At 69.7% G+C, this 17838-nt stretch carries 17 protein-coding genes; 3 read left to right on the top strand and 14 right to left on the bottom strand.

What is annotated here, in order from left to right:
• Positions 1 to 9: 9 nt before the first annotated feature.
• Positions 10 to 336, top strand: a complete 327-nt coding sequence (locus tag ACZ5PO_RS12035; RefSeq protein ID WP_464196812.1) for a DUF5662 family protein — start codon at positions 10 to 12, stop codon at positions 334 to 336.
• On the opposite strand, the gene ACZ5PO_RS12030 is transcribed toward ACZ5PO_RS12035, so the two are convergent.
• The 13 genes from ACZ5PO_RS12030 to ACZ5PO_RS11970 all read right to left on the bottom strand — a co-directional run bounded on the left by ACZ5PO_RS12030 (position 308) and on the right by ACZ5PO_RS11970 (position 13606).
• Positions 308 to 1762 (bottom strand): GntP family permease, encoded by a 1455-nt coding sequence (locus tag ACZ5PO_RS12030; protein WP_464193640.1) that lies wholly within the window; start codon positions 1760 to 1762, stop codon positions 308 to 310. The genes ACZ5PO_RS12035 and ACZ5PO_RS12030 overlap by 29 nt on opposite strands.
• Positions 1763 to 1765: 3 nt before the next feature.
• Positions 1766 to 2806 (bottom strand): patatin-like phospholipase family protein, encoded by a 1041-nt coding sequence (locus ACZ5PO_RS12025; protein WP_464193638.1) that lies wholly within the window; start codon positions 2804 to 2806, stop codon positions 1766 to 1768.
• Positions 2807 to 2843: 37 nt separating this feature from the next.
• On the bottom strand, positions 2844 to 5960 hold the full coding sequence (locus tag ACZ5PO_RS12020) for an efflux RND transporter permease subunit (RefSeq protein ID WP_464193636.1): 3117 nt from the start codon (positions 5958 to 5960) through the stop codon (positions 2844 to 2846).
• Positions 5957 to 7018 (bottom strand): efflux RND transporter periplasmic adaptor subunit, encoded by a 1062-nt coding sequence (locus ACZ5PO_RS12015; RefSeq protein WP_464193634.1) that lies wholly within the window; start codon positions 7016 to 7018, stop codon positions 5957 to 5959. Before ACZ5PO_RS12015 ends, ACZ5PO_RS12020 begins: the two co-directional genes overlap by 4 nt.
• A 315-nt stretch (positions 7019 to 7333) precedes the next feature.
• Positions 7334 to 7795 (bottom strand): phasin family protein, encoded by a 462-nt coding sequence (locus tag ACZ5PO_RS12010; protein ID WP_464193632.1) that lies wholly within the window; start codon positions 7793 to 7795, stop codon positions 7334 to 7336.
• A gap of 134 nt (positions 7796 to 7929) precedes the next feature.
• Positions 7930 to 9558: a complex I subunit 5 family protein gene (locus ACZ5PO_RS12005; RefSeq protein WP_464193630.1), complete on the bottom strand. Its 1629-nt coding sequence runs from the start codon at positions 9556 to 9558 to the stop codon at positions 7930 to 7932.
• Entirely contained in the window at positions 9555 to 11045 is a 1491-nt protein-coding gene (locus tag ACZ5PO_RS12000) for a complex I subunit 5 family protein (RefSeq protein WP_464193628.1), read from the bottom strand. The genes ACZ5PO_RS12005 and ACZ5PO_RS12000 overlap by 4 nt, the downstream gene beginning before the upstream one ends.
• Entirely contained in the window at positions 11042 to 11392 is a 351-nt protein-coding gene (locus ACZ5PO_RS11995; RefSeq protein ID WP_464193626.1) for an NADH-quinone oxidoreductase subunit K, read from the bottom strand. The genes ACZ5PO_RS12000 and ACZ5PO_RS11995 overlap by 4 nt, the downstream gene beginning before the upstream one ends.
• The gene (locus ACZ5PO_RS11990) at positions 11389 to 12318 is read right to left on the bottom strand and encodes an MnhB domain-containing protein (protein WP_464193624.1); all 930 of its coding nucleotides are present in this window, start codon (positions 12316 to 12318) and stop codon (positions 11389 to 11391) included. Before ACZ5PO_RS11990 ends, ACZ5PO_RS11995 begins: the two co-directional genes overlap by 4 nt.
• On the bottom strand, positions 12315 to 12620 hold the full coding sequence (locus ACZ5PO_RS11985) for a monovalent cation/H(+) antiporter subunit G (RefSeq protein ID WP_464193622.1): 306 nt from the start codon (positions 12618 to 12620) through the stop codon (positions 12315 to 12317). Before ACZ5PO_RS11985 ends, ACZ5PO_RS11990 begins: the two co-directional genes overlap by 4 nt.
• Positions 12617 to 12913: a monovalent cation/H+ antiporter complex subunit F gene (locus ACZ5PO_RS11980; protein WP_464193620.1), complete on the bottom strand. Its 297-nt coding sequence runs from the start codon at positions 12911 to 12913 to the stop codon at positions 12617 to 12619. Before ACZ5PO_RS11980 ends, ACZ5PO_RS11985 begins: the two co-directional genes overlap by 4 nt.
• A complete protein-coding gene (locus tag ACZ5PO_RS11975) occupies positions 12906 to 13406 on the bottom strand; it encodes a Na+/H+ antiporter subunit E (protein ID WP_464193618.1) in 501 nt (166 codons plus the stop codon). The genes ACZ5PO_RS11980 and ACZ5PO_RS11975 overlap by 8 nt, the downstream gene beginning before the upstream one ends.
• Entirely contained in the window at positions 13406 to 13606 is a 201-nt protein-coding gene (locus ACZ5PO_RS11970) for a hypothetical protein (protein WP_464193616.1), read from the bottom strand. The genes ACZ5PO_RS11975 and ACZ5PO_RS11970 overlap by 1 nt, the downstream gene beginning before the upstream one ends.
• 336 nt (positions 13607 to 13942) lie before the next feature.
• Between ACZ5PO_RS11970 and ACZ5PO_RS11965 the strand changes: the two genes are divergently transcribed.
• Positions 13943 to 14854 carry a polyphosphate kinase 2 family protein gene (locus ACZ5PO_RS11965; RefSeq protein WP_464193614.1) on the top strand — a complete coding sequence of 304 codons (912 nt, stop codon included), beginning with the start codon at positions 13943 to 13945 and terminating at the stop codon, positions 14852 to 14854.
• Positions 14855 to 15045: 191 nt separating this feature from the next.
• A complete protein-coding gene (locus ACZ5PO_RS11960) occupies positions 15046 to 16698 on the top strand; it encodes a Na/Pi cotransporter family protein (protein WP_464193612.1) in 1653 nt (550 codons plus the stop codon).
• Positions 16699 to 16723: 25 nt separating this feature from the next.
• On the opposite strand, the gene hisC is transcribed toward ACZ5PO_RS11960, so the two are convergent.
• Positions 16724 to 17782: a histidinol-phosphate transaminase gene (hisC, locus tag ACZ5PO_RS11955; protein ID WP_464193610.1), complete on the bottom strand. Its 1059-nt coding sequence runs from the start codon at positions 17780 to 17782 to the stop codon at positions 16724 to 16726.
• Positions 17783 to 17838: the final 56 nt, after the last annotated feature.

Raw genomic sequence — 17838 nt, 5'->3', positions numbered from 1 at the left:
GAACGCGGTCTGGTCCGCCGAGCCGAGCTTCATGACCGGTCAAAGTTCGGCGATGTCGAGAGCACCCGGTTCAGCGAGGTGATACCGCGCCTTGCGGGCCTCGCCTGGGGCTTGGAGCGGCACCAGGAGGAGATCCAGGCGCTCAGGCCGGCGCTGGATCGCCATTATGCCCATAACAGCCATCACCCGGAGCACCACGACGGCGGTGTCAATGGGCTGGATCGGATAGACGTCGTCGAGATGTACCGTGACTGGGCAGCGGCGACATTGCGGCACGAGGACCATAACCTTCGCCGAAGCATCAAGGTCAGAACGAGCCGACGGCGCTGCCGATGACGATGACCGCGACGAGCGCGACGATGGCTCCGACCACGGCGACCATGACGATGTCGAGGTAGCTCTTCGCGTGCGTCGAGCCGCAGACGGCGAGCAAGGTCACGACGGCACCGTTGTGGGGCAGGCTGTCGAGCGTGCCGGCGCCGATGACCGCCACCCGGTGCATCAGGGCGGGATCGAGCCCGGTCTCGGCGGCGAGCTTCATGTAGGCGGGTCCCAGCGCGTCGAGTGCGATGGTCAGGCCGCCGGAGGCCGAGCCGGTGAGCGCGGCCAGGATGTTGGTGGCGATGGCCAGCGACACCAGGGGGCCGCCGTTGATGCCCAGCACCCAGTCGCGGACGGCCTCGAACGCCGGCAGCGCGGCGACCACCGCGCCGAAGCCGACGAGGCTGGCGACGCTGAGCGCAGGCAGGACGGACGCATTGGCGCCGGCGTCCATGGTCGCCTTGAGGGCCGGCAGGCGCCGGGCATTGAGCGCGATGAGGACGACGATGGCGGCCGCGAGCGCCGTCGCCACTGCCCACACGCCGCCGACGGCGGCGAGCGTCGTCGAGCCCCAACGCGCCTCCGCCAGGAAGCTCGCGTCGAGGCGCGGCAGCACCACGATGGACATGAAGAGATTGACCAGCACGACGACGACGAGCGGCAGCGCGGCGACCCAAACCTGCGGCCTGTCGGTGCTGTGGCCACCGTGGATCAGCTCCGCGGTATCGAACTCGTGGGAGGCGGTGGCGCGCTCGCGGATGAACTGATCGTCGGCCAGTACCTGAATGGGCGGCGTGTCGCCGTCGCCAAACCCCTCGCCGCGCGCGCGGGCCTTGCCCTCGGCGCGGGCCAGCCACCAGAGGCCGAAGCCGAGCATGATGGCGGAGGCGATGATGCCGAGGCCGGGCGCGGCGAACGGCGTCGTGCCGAAGAAGGGCATGGGAATGGCGTTCTGGATGGCCGGCGTGCCCGGCATCGCCGACATGGTGAAGGTCGAGGTGCCGAGCGCGATCGCCGCCGGCATCAGCCGCCGCGGCACGCCGGCCGAGCGGAACAACGCCGTCGCCATGGGCGCCAGCACGAAGAAGGCCACGAACAGGCTGACGCCGCCATAGGTGACGATGGCACCGGCCAGCACCACGGCCAGGACGGCGCGCCGCTCGCCGAGGCGACGGGTCATCTCGTCGGCGATGACAGTCACCGAGCCGCTGTCGTCCATCAGCTTGCCGAACAAGGCACCGAGGAGGAACAGGGGAAAGAACTGCGCGACGAAGGTCGCCGCGTTCGGCATGAAGGTCTGCGTCCAATGGGCCAGCAACGGCTCGCGGGCGAAGGCCGCAGCGACGAGGCCCGCCGCGGGCGCGAGCAGCAGGATGCTCCAGCCGCGATAAGCGAGGAAGAGAAGCAGCCCGAGGGCGACGAGGATGCCGAGAAAACCCATGGCTCACACGTCCTCGAGCAGGACGCTGATGTCGAGCGTGGAGCGGACGCCGAGATCGCCCCCGTCCTTGGTCAGGAAGGCCTCGGCGGCGCGCCGCCCCTCGTCGCGCAGCATGGTGAGGAAGGCCCACTCGGCGTTCAACTTGGAGGAATAGCCGAGATCGAGCATGAGGTCGCTCTTGATGCGGTGGATGCGCATCTGCGCCCAATGGGCACCTTCGGCGTGACCGGGATCGGCGACCTGCTGCAGCAGGGCGCACATGCGCAGCTCCTTCAGCGTCGCCGAGTTGAACGAGATCTCGTTGAGCCGGTCGAGAATGTCCCGGGCCGAACGCGGGACCTTGTCGCGCGCGACGGGATTGATCTGCACCAGGATGGTGTCGTCCGATTTGCACTCGCGCACGAGCGGCGTGAGCGTGGGATTGCCCATGTAGCCGCCATCCCAATAGGCCTGCCCGTCGATGTCCACGGCCTGGAACAGAAACGGCAGGCAGGCGCTGGCGAGCAGCACCGAGGGCGAGACCTCGGCGTTGCGAAAGACGCGGACGCGGCCGCTCTGCACGTTGGTGGCACTGACGAACAGCTTGATCGGGCTCTTCGACAGGCGTTCGAAGTCGATCGTCTCGTCGAGGATCTTGGCCAGCGGATTGATGCCGTGCGGATTCAGGTCGTAGGGCGAGAACAGCCGCGACATGAAATCCATGGTCACGAAGGCGGGCGAGTAATCCAGGCTCCAGCGGCCGAACAAGATATCCAGCGGGCCGCGCTGGAGGGGGCTGATCTGGGCAGCCTTGGAGACGGCGGTCCAGAAGCGCTCGAGCGCCGCCCGGGCGCCGGCGCGGCCGCCCGCCTGGAAGCCGTCGATCATCACCGCAGCGTTCATGGCCCCCGCCGAGGTGCCGGAGATGGCTTCGATCTCGAGCCAGGTCTCCTCGAGCAGGCGGTCGAGTACCCCCCAGGTGAAGGCCCCGTGCGCGCCGCCGCCCTGCAAGGCGAGGTCAACGAGAAGAGGCGCGCGATCGCGCGCAGGTGCTCCTGCCGGCATCTCATCTTCCTCTATGCGTTCGATTCATCGCCGCGGCCTATGCCGCGCCGGCTTTCGCTGCGACCTCGGCGTCCGGCGCGACTCCGGCCGGAGCGCGAGCTCCCTCCGGCGGCGCGTCCGGCCCGAACCAGGTGACGTAGAGCGCCGGCAGGAAGACCAGCGTCAGAAGCGTGCCCACCAGGAGGCCGCCCATGATGGCGAAGGCCATCGGCCCCCAGAACACGGTCGGCGCGATGGGGATCATGCCCAGCACGGTGGAGATGGCGGTGAGCATGATCGGGCGGAAGCGGCCGCAGGACGCCGCGATGACGGCCTCCCTGACCGTCTTGCCCGCGGCCCGGTCGGCCTCGATCTGGCCGATCAGGATCACCGCGTTCTTGGTGATCATGCCGATCAGCGCGAGCACGCCGAGGATGGCGACGAAGCCGAGCGGGCGGCCCGAGACCAGCAGCGCGCCGACGACGCCGATCAGGCCCAGCGGCGCCACCGACAGCACGATGACGAGCCGCTGAAAGCTCTTCAGCTCGAACATCAGCACCGTGAACATGATCAGCAGCATCACCGGCACCACGGCGATCACCGAGGCCTGCGAGCTGGCGCTCTCCTCCACCGTGCCGCCCACCACGACCTGGTAGCCGCTGGGCAGGGTCTTGCGGAACGCCTCGATCTTGGGGGCAAGGTCGCGAACCACGCTTTCGGGCAGCGCGGTGCCGACGACGTCGGCCTGAACCGTGAGCGTGGGGATGCGGTCGCGCCGCCAGATGACCGGATAGTCCTGACTGGTCTCGAAGGTGGCGAACTGGCTGAGCGGCACCGTCCGGCCGCCGGGCAAGGGCACCTGCAGCGTCGGCAAGGTGCGCAGCGAAACGCGTTCTTCGTCGGTGGCGCGGGCGACGACGTCGACGAGATAGATGTCGTCGCGCACCTGGGTGACCGGCGACCCCGACAGGACGGTGTTGAGGACGCCGGCCAGCGCCTGGGTGGAGAGGCCGAGGAGGCGCGCCTGGTCCTGGTCCACCCTGATACGCACCTGGCGGGCCGGCTCCATCCAGTCGTAGTTGACCTTCTCCGCCAGCGGCGTGCTGGCGACGATGGCGGCGAGATCCAGCGCGATGGCGCGCACCTTCTCGATGTCGGGACCGGACACCCGGTATTGGATCGGCCAGCCGACGGGAGGGCCGAGCTCCAGGGGATAAACGCGCGCGATGAGCTGGGGGAACTGGTCCGCCAGGAGCCTCTCGAGCTTCGCCCGCAGACGCTCCCGCGCCGGCACGTCCTTGGCGACGATCACCGACTGGGCGAAGAAGTCGTTCGGCAGCTGCACGTTGAGGGGCAGGTAGAAGCGGATGGCGCCGCGCCCGACGTAGGTGCTCCAGCGGGCGACGTCCGGATCGCCCTTGAGCGCTTCGTCGAAGGTCTGGGCCACGGTCTCGCTGGCGTAGATCGACGCGTTCTGCGGCGAGGCGAGATCCACCATCAGCTCGGGGCGATCGGACGATGGAAAGAACTGCGAGGGGATGAGCGGCAGCGCCAGCACCGACAGGGCGAACAGGGCGAGCGTCGCCGCGAGCGTGCCCCAGCGCAGCTTCAGGGCGAGAACCAAAAACCTGCGATAGAGGCCGAGCAGGCCGCCCGGCGGCCGGTCCGGATCGACAGCCTCCTTCCGCTGCGGCGCCTTCAGGATGAGCACCTGGAGCAGCGGCGCGAACAGCACGGCGATGAACCAGGACACGATGAGGGCGATCGACACCACCGCGAAGAGCGTGAAGGTGTATTCGCCGGCGCTGCTGGCGGCGAAGCCGACGGGCACGAACCCGGCGACCGTCACCAGCGTGCCGGCCAGCATCGCCGGCGCGTAGGCCTTGAACGCATAGGCCGCCGCCGTCGGCTTGTCGTCGCCGGCCGCCAGCCGGTTGAGGGTGGCGTCGGTGGTGGTCATGGCGTCGTCCACCATCAGCGCCAGCGCGATGATGAGCGCCCCGAGCGAGATGCGCTGCATGTCGATGTGCGCGAGCTGCATGATCGCGAACACCACCGCGAGCGTGAGCGGGATGGCGAGGGCGACGATGGCGCCGGCGCGCACGCCGAGGCTGATGAACGACACCACCAGGATGATGCCCACCGCCTGCCACAGGGATTCCATGAACTCGGCGATGGCGTTGTCCACGGTGACCGCCTGATCGGCGACGAGGTGGGGCTCGATGCCGATCGGCAGGCCGGCCGTGATCTCCGCCATGGTCCGCTTGATCTGGGCGCCCATGGCGAGGATGTCGCCGCCGTCGCGCATGGCGATGGCGAGGCCGATGGCCGGCTGGCCGTTGACGCGGAACATGGGCTGCGGCGGATCGGCATAGCCGCGGCGCACGGTGGCGATGTCGGCGAGCCGCAGCAGACGGCCGTTGACGACCAGGTTGATGTTGGCGATGTCCTGCTCGGAGCTGAAGGAGCCGGACACGCGGACGGACAGGTTCTCGTCCGCGGTCTGGATCTCGCCTGCCGGGCGCACGATGTTCTGGCTTTGCAGCGCCGTGAGCACGGCGGTGCGGTCGATGCCGAGGCGGGCCAGCTCCTGCATCGAGAACTCGAGGAAGATGCGCTCGTCCTGGGCGCCCAGGATCTCGATCTTCGACACGTCCTTCACGCCGAGCAGCTTGGAGCGGATGCCCTCGACCTGGTCGCGCAGCTCCCGGTGCGTGAAGCCGTCGGCGGTGAAGCCATAGATGATGCCGAAGGTGTCGCCGAACTCGTCGTTGAAGCCGGGACCGACCACGCCCTGGGGCAGGGTGTGGCGCATGTCGCCGACGCTCTTGCGCACGTGGTACCAGATATCCGGGACCTCGCGGGCGGTGGCGCTGCCCAGGAGGTGGACGAAGATGGTGGTGACGCCGGCCTTGGTGTAGCTCTCCAGGTGATCGAGCTGCGGGGTCTCCTGGAGCGTGCGCTCGAGCCGCTCGGTGACCTGCTTGAAGGTGTCCTCGATGGTCGCGCCGGGCCACGCGGCCTGCACCACCATGGTCTTGATGACGAAGACCGGATCCTCGGCGCGGCCGAGGCGCTGGAACGCGAACACGCCGGCGGCCACCGCCACCGCCATGAGATAGATGATGACGGAGCGGTGCTTGAGCGCCCACTCCGAGAGGTTGAAGCCGCTCACCGGTCGGTCCCCAGGAGGCGAACCTGCTGTCCGGGATGCAGCGCCTGAACGCCGGCGGTCACCACGGTCTCCGCCGGCGCAAGCCCGCTCGACACGGTCACGGAGGCGGGCGTGAAGCGCTCCACCGTCACCTGTCGCAAAGCGACGGTCTTCTTGTCGGGATCGACGACCCACACCGCCGGCTGGCCATCGACCCGCGTCAGCGCGCTCGCCGGGATCTCGATCACCGGGCCGGTCTCCACGACCACGCGTCCGATCACGGTGGAGCCCAGCCGCATCGCAGCGGGCGGATCGTTGAGGCCGACGCGGACGGCGAAGGTCCGCGTCACCGGATCGGCCTGCGGCGCGATCTCGCGGACCCGTCCCGCCGCCGTCACCGTCGGATCGTCGCTCAGGCTGACCCGAATTTCAGGATCGCCCGGCGCCGTGCGCAGCACCTGCGCGGGGACGTCGAACACCGCGTCGCGGCCGTTCTGGCGAGCCACGATGACGACGGGCTGGCCCGGCTGGACCACCTCGCCCGACTGCGCCCGCGTCTGGGTCACCGTGCCCGCGGCATCGGCCTTGAGCTCGGTGAAGCCGACGCCGTCCTGGGCGATGCGCAACTGCGCCTCGGCATCCTCCACCTGGGATTGGGCGGTCAGGTGAGCCTGCTCGGCCTGCTCGTATTGGGCGCGCGTGGTGAAGCCGCGGGAGAGGAGCTGGCGCTGGCGGTCGTAGGCGTTGCGTGTCTGGCTGAGCTGGGCGCGGGCGGCCGAGAGGGCGGCCTGGGCCGAGCGCAGGGCATTCTGCTCGTTCTGCGGGTCGAGGCGCGCCAGGACCTGGCCCTGGCGGACGCGGTCGCCCACGTTGGCCCGCCGCTCGATGATGCGGCCGCCGACCCGGAAGCCGTAGGACGCCTCGTTCTGGGCCTCGACGTGCCCGGTCAGGACAATGTCGTCGCCCGCAACCCGGCTCTCGGTCGTCACCGTGCGCACCGGCCGGCTCTCGGTCTTCACCGTCTCGGGCTCGGCATTGCAGCCGGCGAGGGCGAGCGCCGCCGCCGTCAGCACGACCACCGGCAGGACGCGTCGCAGGATCGTCCCATCCCGACAATATGGGGGAAGGCCTTGATGAGCGGGCACTGACGGGTCCCTCTGCTGTCGCTGCTGCGGCACCTCGCCCCGGCGGTCGCGACGCGGCGCCGTCAGGGAGACGCGCTCCAGGCCCAAGGCATCAGGCCCAAGACATATGGAGCTGCCTAGACCTTGGATGATCGAACCGCTCGGGACAAGCTCCCGCGTGTGGCGCCGGATGCGCCGCGCTGCTCAAGTACAGCTCACGCTGCCGGCGTTGCGCGTCGTATGCGGGCGGGAGCGATCCCGACCGGAGCTTCAGCCCGGCATGCCCGGCGCCTTCTCCGCCGTCTTGCCTGCCGACTGAAGACTCTCCAGTCCCGTCTTCTGCGCCAGGGCGGACAGGGTCCTTGCTTGCGCCGACACGGCTTCGAGCTGGCTGCGGACGTGGCTGGACGAGACCTCCACCACTTCCGCCAACGTCTTCGCCCGCGTCAGGGCATTGCAATAGTCGAAGGCTGCCGCGACATTCGTGTGCAACGCATCCAGCAGACTTGCATTGTATTCGTTCAAGTTCTTCTGCGCCGTCGCGCAGCTTCTCGCCAGCGTGGCGTTGGCCTGCTCGGCCATGCCCGACATGCGGTCGTAGCCCTCCCGGTAGCCGAGCAGGCCCTTTTCCGCCATCTCGCGCACGGCCGGCGGGATGCCGACGGGAAAGCCGTTGGCGATCAAGGCTTTCTTTGCTGCCTCGAGCTGATCCTGAATGGGTCCGCCGGTCATAGTCACCTCGATTGCCGTTGCACGCCCCTGGCAGCGACCATAGCAGCCCCGACTTCGGGAAAAAGCGCGTAGAATCCCACGTCTGTTCGCGACATCCCAATATTGTGCGACGCGGCATTATGCGCCGCCGCTCGCTACCGGCTGCCGACCATCGCCCAGGCAAAGGCGACGACCAGCCCCGCGAGCAGCAGGCCCGCCGCCGGCCCCTGCAGCAGCGCCCGATCCAGCCGGCCGGCGAGGTCGCCGCTCCGGTGCAGGACGGGCCCCAGGCGCTCCGCCAGCACGACGATATCGCCCGACGGCACGTGCGGCGGACGCACCCGGAACCGGAGCAGCGCCGTCCCCAGCATCATGCCCAGAGCGGCAGGCCAGAGCGCCTTGACCAGATTGTCCGGGCTCACCGCGCTGGCCAGCGTGTCGCCGGCGACTGCCGGATAGAGCGCGAAGGGCGCCACGAGCGCCGCAGCGGCCAGCAGCACCCAGGGGAGCCGCATGCCGGCGGGCGCCCGTGCGCCGGGATCGGCGGCGGCATGGTCGCGCAGCAGGAGCAGGAAGCGCAGCATGACCAGCGTCGTGCCGGCGGCCGACAGGGTCAGGAGGGCAGCGGCGTTGCCGGCGACGGCATCCTTGGCGGCGAGCTTGGCCAGCGCGCCTCCGGTGAACGGCAGCCCGGCAAGGCTCGCCCCGAGAACGCCGGTGATCGCCAGAACGGGCCACAGCCGGCTCCGGGCCGTGGCCGCCACGATGCCGACGGCCAGGAACAGGCCGCCCTTCAGCAGGATGTGGTTGGCCGCGTAGAAGGCGGCGATCGCCGTCGCCCGATCGTTGCCGGCGGCGAGCCCGCCGCCGAGCACCGCGGCGACGACGCCCATCTGGCTCACGGTCGAATAAGCCAGCACGGTCTTGGGGTGGCTCTGCGTGAGGCCGACGGCGATGCCGTAGTAGGCCGTGACGAGGCCGGCCGCGATCAGCGCCACGCCCCAGCCGGGCATGGCCGCCGCGAACGGCAGGAAGCGGATCAGGCCGATCACGCCGGCCTTGACCACGATGCCGCTCAGCACCGCCGAGCCTGGCACCGGTGCCACGGAATGAGCCAGCGGCATCCAGACATGCAGCGGCACGAGGCCCATCTTCAGCCCGAAGCCCACCACGAGGAGGGCTATGATCGCATCCCGCCCCGCCGCGTGCGGCAACGCCGCGACGGCCTCCCTGATCAGCGGATTGGCTTGCGGGCTCTCCTGCGCCAGCATGACGAAGGCCATCAGCAAGACGGCCTCGCCGAACAGGGTGAGGACGAGATAGACGACGCCGGCGCGCCGGGCCGGCGGCGTGTCGAGGTGCGAGGCGAGCCCGTAGGCGGACAGGCTGACGAGGGCGAAGGCCAGATAGAAGCTCGCGATGTCGCCGACCACGAACACGCCGAGGCTGCCGGCGAGGGTCAGCAGCCACCAGACGGAAAAGCCGCAGAGGTCGTCGTCGTCTGCCATGTACCGGACCGCGAAGCGGCCTGCCGCGATCCACAGGACGGCCGCGGCGCCGAGCAGGATGGCGCCGGGGGGATCGAGATACAGCGTCACCCGCATAGGCGCCGGCGCCAGGACGAGGAGGCCGTCCGGCGCGAGCAGCGCGGCCGCGAGGCCCGGAATGGGCGCGACGGCGAGGAGGTGCGGCACCCGCCGCCGAAAGGCCGGAAAGACGCTCAGCCCGGCAAGCGCGAGCGGCACGAGAACCGTGGCGGCGAGCAGGGCGTGGCCCGTGATCATGGCGTCGCCGCCGCGTAGGCGCCGGGCCGCCCTATGGCGAGCAGCCCGAACGGCTGGAGCGGGACGAAGCCGAGCGCCACCGCGCACAGGGCGAGTGCCAGCGCGACCGCCTCGCGATGGCGCGCCACGGGGGCGAACACGGCCGCCGGATCGGGCTTCGACAGCGCCGGCAGGATAAGGCGCAGCACGTAGGCGCCGGCGAGCAGCCCGCCGGCCAGGATCACGGCCGCCAGCAGCCAGGCCCCTTCCCGCGTGGCGACCGTCAGCAGCATGACCTTGGCGACGAAGCCGCCGCTCGGCGGCAGGCCCATCAGCGACAGGCCGCCGAGCCCGAAGGCGAACACGCTCATGGGCACGGCGCGGCCAATGCCGCCGAGGCCGGCGATGCGGTCATGTCCCACGGCTTCGGCGATCAGCCCGGCGGCCATGAACATGGCCGCCTTCGACAGCGCGTGGGCGATGAGATGCAGGGTCCCGCCGCTCCAGGCGAGGCCCGACCACGGCTCGCCCGTCTCGGCCGAGGCGAGCGGGAACATCAGGAAGATGTAGCCGATCTGCGCCGCGGTGGAATACGCGATGAGCAGCTTGAGCCGCGCCTGACACAGCGCGAACACGCCGCAGATGACGATCGCGCACGCCCCGAGCGCGGCCAGGATCCAGGCCGGGGCCGACCCTGCCTGTGACGGCGCCAGGTCGCTCCAGACCCGGATGACGAGGAAGATCGGCGCCTTGATGACGACCGCCGACAGCAGCGCGCTCGCCGCCGCCGGCGCGCCGGCGTGGGCCGGCGGCAGCCACAGATGGAGGGGAAACAGGGCCGCCTTGGCCAGCAGGCCCACCGTCATCAGCGCCAGGGCGAGAATGGTGGGCAGGTCCGCCCGCGCGGCCTTGGCGAGGAGCACGAAGTCGAGCGCGCCGTAGTTGCCGTAGAGCAGCACCGCACCCAGCAGATAAAGCATCGAGCCGATGAGCGCGAACAGCAGATAGCGCAGCGCTGCCGCGAGCGTCTCGGCCTTGCCCTCCAGGCACACCAGCGGCACCGCACCGAAGGTGAGCAGCTCGAGCGCCACGTAGAGCGTGAACAGGTCCTGGGCCAGAAAGCACAGGTTGAGCGCGCTCCAGACGCTGAGCAGCAGCACCCAGAACGAGAACGGCGCGCGGCGCGCCGGCGCGCCGGCAGGGGTGCCGAACGGCGCGAGCGCGAACAAGGCGACCGCGCCTGCGATGACCGCGGTCATCATGACCAGGGAGGCGGAGAGACCGTCGGCCCGAAGCGCGACGCCCAGGGGCGGCCGCCAACCGCCGAGCATATAAGTGATGGCCGCGCCGGTCTCGATCACGGTGGCGAGGAGCAGCCCGGCGACGGCAAAGCCGCCGGCAAGCACGGCGAGAGCGATGCGCTCGGCGCTGCGGCCACCGACGAGCAGCATGGGGACGAGGCCGGCCAGCGGCAGCATGACGGCGAGGACCAGGAGGGAGGCGGTCATTGCCGTCCGCCTTCGGGCTCCGGCACGGACGGCTCACCGGGCTGCGAGGCGGCTGCCTCCTTCTCCGGCAGCCGCATGAGCAGCGCCACGGCCAGCGCCGTGGCGGCGAAGGCGACGACGATGCCGGTGATGATCAGCGCCTGCGGCACGGGATCGCCGCCGAAGCCCGCCGCGGCGCCGCGGCGCGCGATGGTGCCGAACACGAGGAAGATGCCGCCGCCGAGGATGTTGAAGGCGAGGATGCGACGCAGCGGCGCGACGTGGACGATCAGACCGTAGAGGCCGATGCCCACCAGCACGCTGCCGGCAAGGCCGTAGAGCGTCGGCTCCGGCACGAGTGCGGTCACGGCGCGGGGCTCCGCTGCGGTGCTCCGGCCACCAGCAAGGCCAGCGTGACCGCGATGGAAAGCGTCAGGCCGGCCTCGATGAGCAGGATGAGGGGCTTCGCGCCGGTCGGGGCAAAGCCGAGGAAGCTGCCCGCCGTCACCCATCCGAGCACACCGGCTGCCATGAACAACGCAGGGCCGGCGACGAGCAGCGCGCGCATCCAGCGCCGTCCGGTGGCCGGCATCGGCACCAGCCCCGCCATCGTGGCGAGTAGCCACACCGCCGCCAGCACGGTGCCGCCCTGGAAGGCGCCGCCCGGCTCGTCCGCTCCTGCCCAGACCAGATGGATGCCGAACAGAATGCCGATCGGCGGCAGCACGCGCGCCACGAGCGTGAGCGCCCCGGACGGCTCGCCTGCAACGAGCGACGGCGGAGTGCCCGCCCACGAACGATCGGGGGCAAGAGACCAGACGCCGAGGAGGGCGAGCAGCAGCACGACCGTCTCGAGCAACGTGTCGAGGCCGCGATAGACGACGAGCACCGCCGTGACCGGGTTGCCCAGCTCCGTCTGGGGCAGATGTCTCGCCGCCTCCGGCGCCAGCGTCGGAGCGGCCGCCGGCAGGAGGAGCACGGCCAGGGCCAGGCCCGCGGCGATGAGCGCGCCGAGCAACGCCGCAGCCAGCCTGAACGGCTTGCCCGGCATGGCACCGGGCGAGGGCGGCGGGGAGGCGACGGCGCGCAGCAGCAGCAGACCGGTGGCGCCGCCGCCGATGGCGGCTTCGGTCAGCGCAATGTCGACGGACGCCAGCCGCACCCACGCCAACGACAGCAGCAGCCCATAGCCGATGAAGCCGACGACGGCGGACCAGGCGTCGCGCGCCGCCACGACCCAGGCCGCGAGGGCGATGCCGAGGGCGACGATCAGTCCATCGAGGGCCAGCGTCATCGCGGTTCCTCGTCGCGCCGCTCGGCCGCCGGCAGCACCTCGACCATCAGTTGCGCCACCGTTGCCGCCGCAAGCTGCACCAGTAGCCAGACGCCCACCAGCTTGGCGGCGTCGATGAGGCTCGCGGCGTGCGGCAGCAGGCCGACGACGATCAGGCCGAGGCCGAGGTTGTCCGCCTTGGCAAGGGCGTGGAGGCGCGTCAGGGCGTCCGGCAGGCGCAGCAGGCCGATGCTTCCCGCCAGGAAGAACACGCAGCCGGCCACGAGGCAGGCGACGGTGAAGAGGTTGACGGCGAGGCTCATGGGTCGGTGTCGTCCGTCGCCGCGCGGGCCGGACGGGACGACCGGCCCGCGAGGCCGGCGCACAACGCGGTGGCGGCGAAGGCCGCAAGCAGCGCCAGCGTGATGGCGGCGTCGACGACGGCCGGCTGCTGCATGGCGGCGGCGAGCAGGATCAGGACCGCGACGCCGCCGCTGCCCAGGAGCTGGATCGCCATGAGGTGATCGGCCGGCGCTTGCCGGCGCCACAGCGCCAGCAACCCGAGACCGACACAGGCGAGCACGGCCACCGCCGCCGCTGTGAACACGTCAGCCATGGCTCCCCCGCTCTCCCAGCGCCTCGAGGAACAGGGCCTCGTCCCGCCCGATCTGAACGGCCACCGGGGCGGCGGCATCGAGGCAATGGATGACGAGCGCGCCATCGCCGCCGCCGACCGGCAGCGTGCCGGGCTGGAGGCTCGCCACGGCACGGAACGCATCGCGCACGGTGCCGGCGGGGCAGGCCGTGGCGACGCGCACGAAGCCCGGATTCAGCGGCAGCCGGGGATCGAGCACCCGCCGCGCCACGTCCGCGCCGGCGAGCACCGACTGCACCAGAAAGCGGCCGGCGAAACGGGCGAGCGCCGGGAGCGAGGCGCGCCGCCGTCGCGGCGCCAGGAGACGCAGGCTGACCGCGGCGGCACATGCCGCCGCGGCGGCCGCCACGGCCCAATCCGCCGGCGTGAGAGCAGCCAGCCCCTTGCCGGCCAGCACGAGCCAGACGAGCATGAAGCCGAGCCAGCGGGTCGCGGCCGCCGTGGGCGTCGTCATCACCGCACCTGCTGCCGGTCGACGGGGAGCGAGCAGCTGGCGTCGCGATGCGTCAGCCGAGCACCGGCGGCCGCGGCGCGATCACCCGGGGCCGAGGCGCACGCCAGGGCCGCCGCAAGCGGAGGCGCGAGCGTCGCGGCTCCGTGGCGCAGCGCCGAGGGCTCGTGCCCCGCTCTGCGGACGAACAGCAGGTTGGACATCGACGGGACACCCCTGTCGCCGCGCGTCATCCGCGTCCGGACGGACTCTCGCACTCATGCTAGAGCATTTCGCAACTGGAGCGCTTCTTTTGCGATTGGGTGCTTCCACCCCATCGCAAAGCGCTCTAGCGCGTGATTATCATCGAACTCAACTGCCAGGCAACAAGAAATGGTGCCCCTGAAATCTCTCCAAGATTGAGACATCAAGCATAAATCCGGGACTCTCCGCCAATTCTCCCAATGGACGTTTCGGTGTAACGTTGCTCTCATGCGGATGCCGTGCCGATTGCGAACACCGATCGAGCCGCACTAAAATCGCCGACGGGAGGTTGCGTCATGGCTAGACAAGAGATCCTGGATCGCATCCAGAAGTACACGCGCCCATTCCGTATTGCGGACGGCGGCGGGTTCCGCCTGAACGACTTCGATCCCGGCGACACCTGCGGCCTGAAGATGGACAAGGGCGACGCCGCCGACCTGCTGCAGCGCGGGACCGAATGGTTGGCCGAGGAGCAGGACATGCTCTACGCCCAGAATCGCTGGTCGCTGCTGCTCGTCTTCCAGGCGATGGACGCGGCCGGCAAGGACGGGACCATCAAGCACGTGATGTCGGGGATCAATCCCCAGGGCTGCCAGGTGTTCTCCTTCAAGCAACCGTCGCGCGAGGACCTCGACCACGACTTCCTGTGGCGCTACGTCAGGTGCCTGCCCGAGCGCGGGCGGATCGGCATCTTCAACCGCTCCTACTACGAGGAGGTTCTCGTCGTGCGCGTGCACGAGGAGATTCTGAAGCGCCAGCAACTGCCGCCGACATTGGTCGGCAAGCGCATCTGGGATGAGCGGCTGGCCGACATCGCCCATTTCGAGGACTACCTCACCCGGCAGGGCGTGGTCGTCCTCAAGTTCTTCCTGAACCTGTCGCGCGACGAGCAGAAGAAGCGCTTCCTCAAGCGCCTCGACCGGCCGGAGAAGAACTGGAAGTTCTCTGCCTCGGACGTGCACGAGCGCAAGTTCTGGCCGCACTACATGCACGCGTTCGAGGAGACCATCCGCGCCACGGCGACGAAGAGCGCGCCCTGGTACGTCGTGCCGGCCGACAACAAGTGGTTCACCAGGCTGGTGGTGGCCGCCGCGATCGTCGAGGCCGTCGAGCACCTCGATCTCGCCTACCCCAAGGTCGATGCCGCCAAGAAGAAGGAATTCGCGGCCATCCGCGCCGATCTCGTCGGCGAGGACCAGACCTCCTGACGCCCAGGTTGCATTGCCCGCTCGAAGCGGTCGGCATGCGAAGGCGCGGAGCATTCCAACCGTTCAGATGACCCTGACCGATCCGCAGACGATCGAGCCAGGACGCTGCACGACCGGCGGCAACACGCGATTGCCGAAACGCCCTTCAGGCTCGAAGAGCTGAAGACCGGTCGAGGCCCGGAGGAGCACTGATGGACACGGCGATCTCGGTTCTCGGCGGCGTAGGCCTGTTCCTGCTCGGCATGACCGTCATGACCGGCGGGCTCAAGGCGCTGGCCGGCTCGTCGCTGCGCACCGTGCTCGGCAAGGCGGCGGCGAACCCGGTGTCCGGCGCGTTCTGGGGCGCCATCGTCACGCTCATCGTGCAATCGTCGAGCGCCACGACCATGACCACGATCGGCCTGGTGAGCGCCGGCCTGCTCACCTTCCCCCAGGGACTGGGCCTCGTATTCGGCGCCAACATCGGCACCACAGGCACCGGCTGGCTGGTGGCGCTCATCGGCGTGCGCGTCTCGCTCACGGCCGCTGCCCTGCCGATGATCTTCGTCGGGGCCTTGATCAATCTTCTCGGCCGCGGACGCATCGCCGCCGCCGGCGCAGCCCTCGCCGGATTTGCCCTCGTGCTGTTCGGGCTCACCACCCTGCAGCAGGGCATGGGAGGGCTGGCCGAGCGGCTGCATCCCGCCGACCTGCCCGCCGTCCTCGGTGCCGTGGGCGTACCCTGGTGGTCGGGGCTGATTGGCTTGCTGAGCCTGGTCGTCGCCGGGCTGGCGATGACCGCGGTCATGCAATCGTCGACCGCGGCCATCGCGGTCACGCTGTCCGCGCACTACGCCGGCGCCGTCGGTCTCGATCAGGCCTGCGCCCTGATCATCGGGCAGAACATCGGCACAGCAACCAGCTCCGCCCTGGCCGCCATCGGCGCCAGCAGCACCGCCAAGCGGCTGGCGCTGGCCTACATCCTGTTCAAGCTGATCGCCGCCGTGATCGCGCTGGTGCTGTTTCCGCTCACCATTCCCCTGCTCGTGCGCGCGTCGAGCAGCATCGACGGCGTGACCCTGCTCGCGGGCTATCACACCGCCTACAACGTCGTCGGCGTCCTGGTGCTGCTGCCGCTGATCAACCAGTTCACGCGCTTCGTCGAGCGTCTCCTGCCCGAACGCGGCTCGCCGCTGACCCGCTGCCTCGATCCGGCAGCGCTCGAGACGCCCGTCGCAGCGGTCGAGGCGGTGCGGCGAACGGTGGCGCGGGCGCTTGCAGCCGCGTGCCGATCGGTCGACGCGACGCTGCCTGGCGCGAGCCCGGCCGGCTCCGGCCACGGCGGCAAAGATGCCGCCTCCGTTGCCGAGGCCGCCGCAGCGTTGAACCAGGCGCAGGAGTTCATGTCCGAGGTGAAGCATCCGCCGGAATCGAGGGACGAGCAGCAGCGGCTCACAGGCACGCTGCATGCGCTCGATCACGCCTCCCGCCTCGCCGAGCTCGCCGATGGCAAGCCCGACTTCGTCCGCGCACCGGGGACGGACGACATGCGCGCGGCCGAGCTGTGCGCAACGGCCATGCAAACGGCTGCGGCACTGGCCGACGATATCGCCGCAGTGCCGGGCGCCGAGCCCGTCCCCACCGTCGAAGCAAGCCCGGCGGGGGCTCTCGCCCGTCTCGAACGCTGCGTGCAGGAGCTGGGAGAGCTGGGACGGGCCCACCGCGACGTGACGCTGAAATCGGTGGCCGAAGGGGCGGCAACGGCCGGCGACGCCATCGCGCGCGTCGACACCATGCGCCGCCTCGAGGCGCTCGCCCACCACGCCTGGCGCTCGGCGGCGCATCTGACCGGCCAGGGCAGCTAGATCGGCAGACGACGCCTGCCCTCGGTTACGCGAGGAACTCGGACAGCGCTTCAATGAGACGATCGAGCTCGGCCATCGATCCGACGGTGATCCGAACGAAGTCGGAGATGCGGGGTGCGGAGAAATGCCGGACGAGGACGGCACGTTCGCGCAGCGCCGCTGCCAATGCATCACCGCGATGACGCGGATGGCGGGCGAAGACAAAGTTGGCGCTGGATGGCAGGACATCGAAGCCGAGCCGGATCAGCGCCGCAACCAGCTTTTCACGGTTGGCTATGATGATCGATCGCGTTCGCTGAAAGTACGCTTCGTCTTCGATTGCCGCGATGGCGCCTGCCTGGGCAGGCCGACCGAGCGGATAGGAATTGAAGCTGTCCTTCACCCGCGTCAGCGCTTCGACCAGGCCTTGATTGCCGATCGCATAACCGACCCGCAGACCGGCGAGCGCACGGGACTTCGACAAGGTCTGAACGACGAGCAGGTTGGGGTAGTCGTGTATCAAGGGGATGGCGCTGTCCGCACCGAAATCCACATAGGCTTCGTCGACGACCACCGGCACGTCGGCCCGCGCGCGCACCAACTCCTCGATCGCCGCGCGTGGCAGCGCGATTCCGGTAGGTGCGTTGGGATTCGGCAAGATGATGGCGCCGCCGTTTGAAAAATAATCGGCTATGCGAATGCACATCGCCTCATCGAGCGGAACAACCTGGTGCTCAATGCCCAGCAGCTTGCAATAGACGGGATAGAAGCTGTAGGTGATGTCGGGAAACAGTAATGGTCCGGATTGCTTCAGCAGCCCGGCGAAGGCATGAGCGAGCACCTCGTCGGAACCATTGCCGACGAAGACCTGCTCAGGCGATACGCCGTGATACGCCGCAAGCACCTCGCGCAGGCGTGTCGACTGCGGATCGGGATAGAGGCGCAGCGTATCGGCGGCGGCGGAGCGTATGGCTTCGATCGCCATGGGTGACGGCGCGAACGGATTCTCATTCGTGTTGAGCTTCACCAGGCCCGGAATACGCGGCTGCTCACCAGGCACGTAAGGCGACAAGCTTCCGGCAAGCTCCGACCAGTAACGGTTCACGCTTTTCCCCCTGAACGATGGCCGGAGCTATGGGCGCTGGACGGCGCACAGGTCAA

Source organism: Chelatococcus sp. KU-N122, assembly GCF_055391085.1.
The sequence above is the reverse complement of the archived record's forward strand: the minus strand, read 5'-3'. Positions and strand labels throughout refer to the sequence as shown.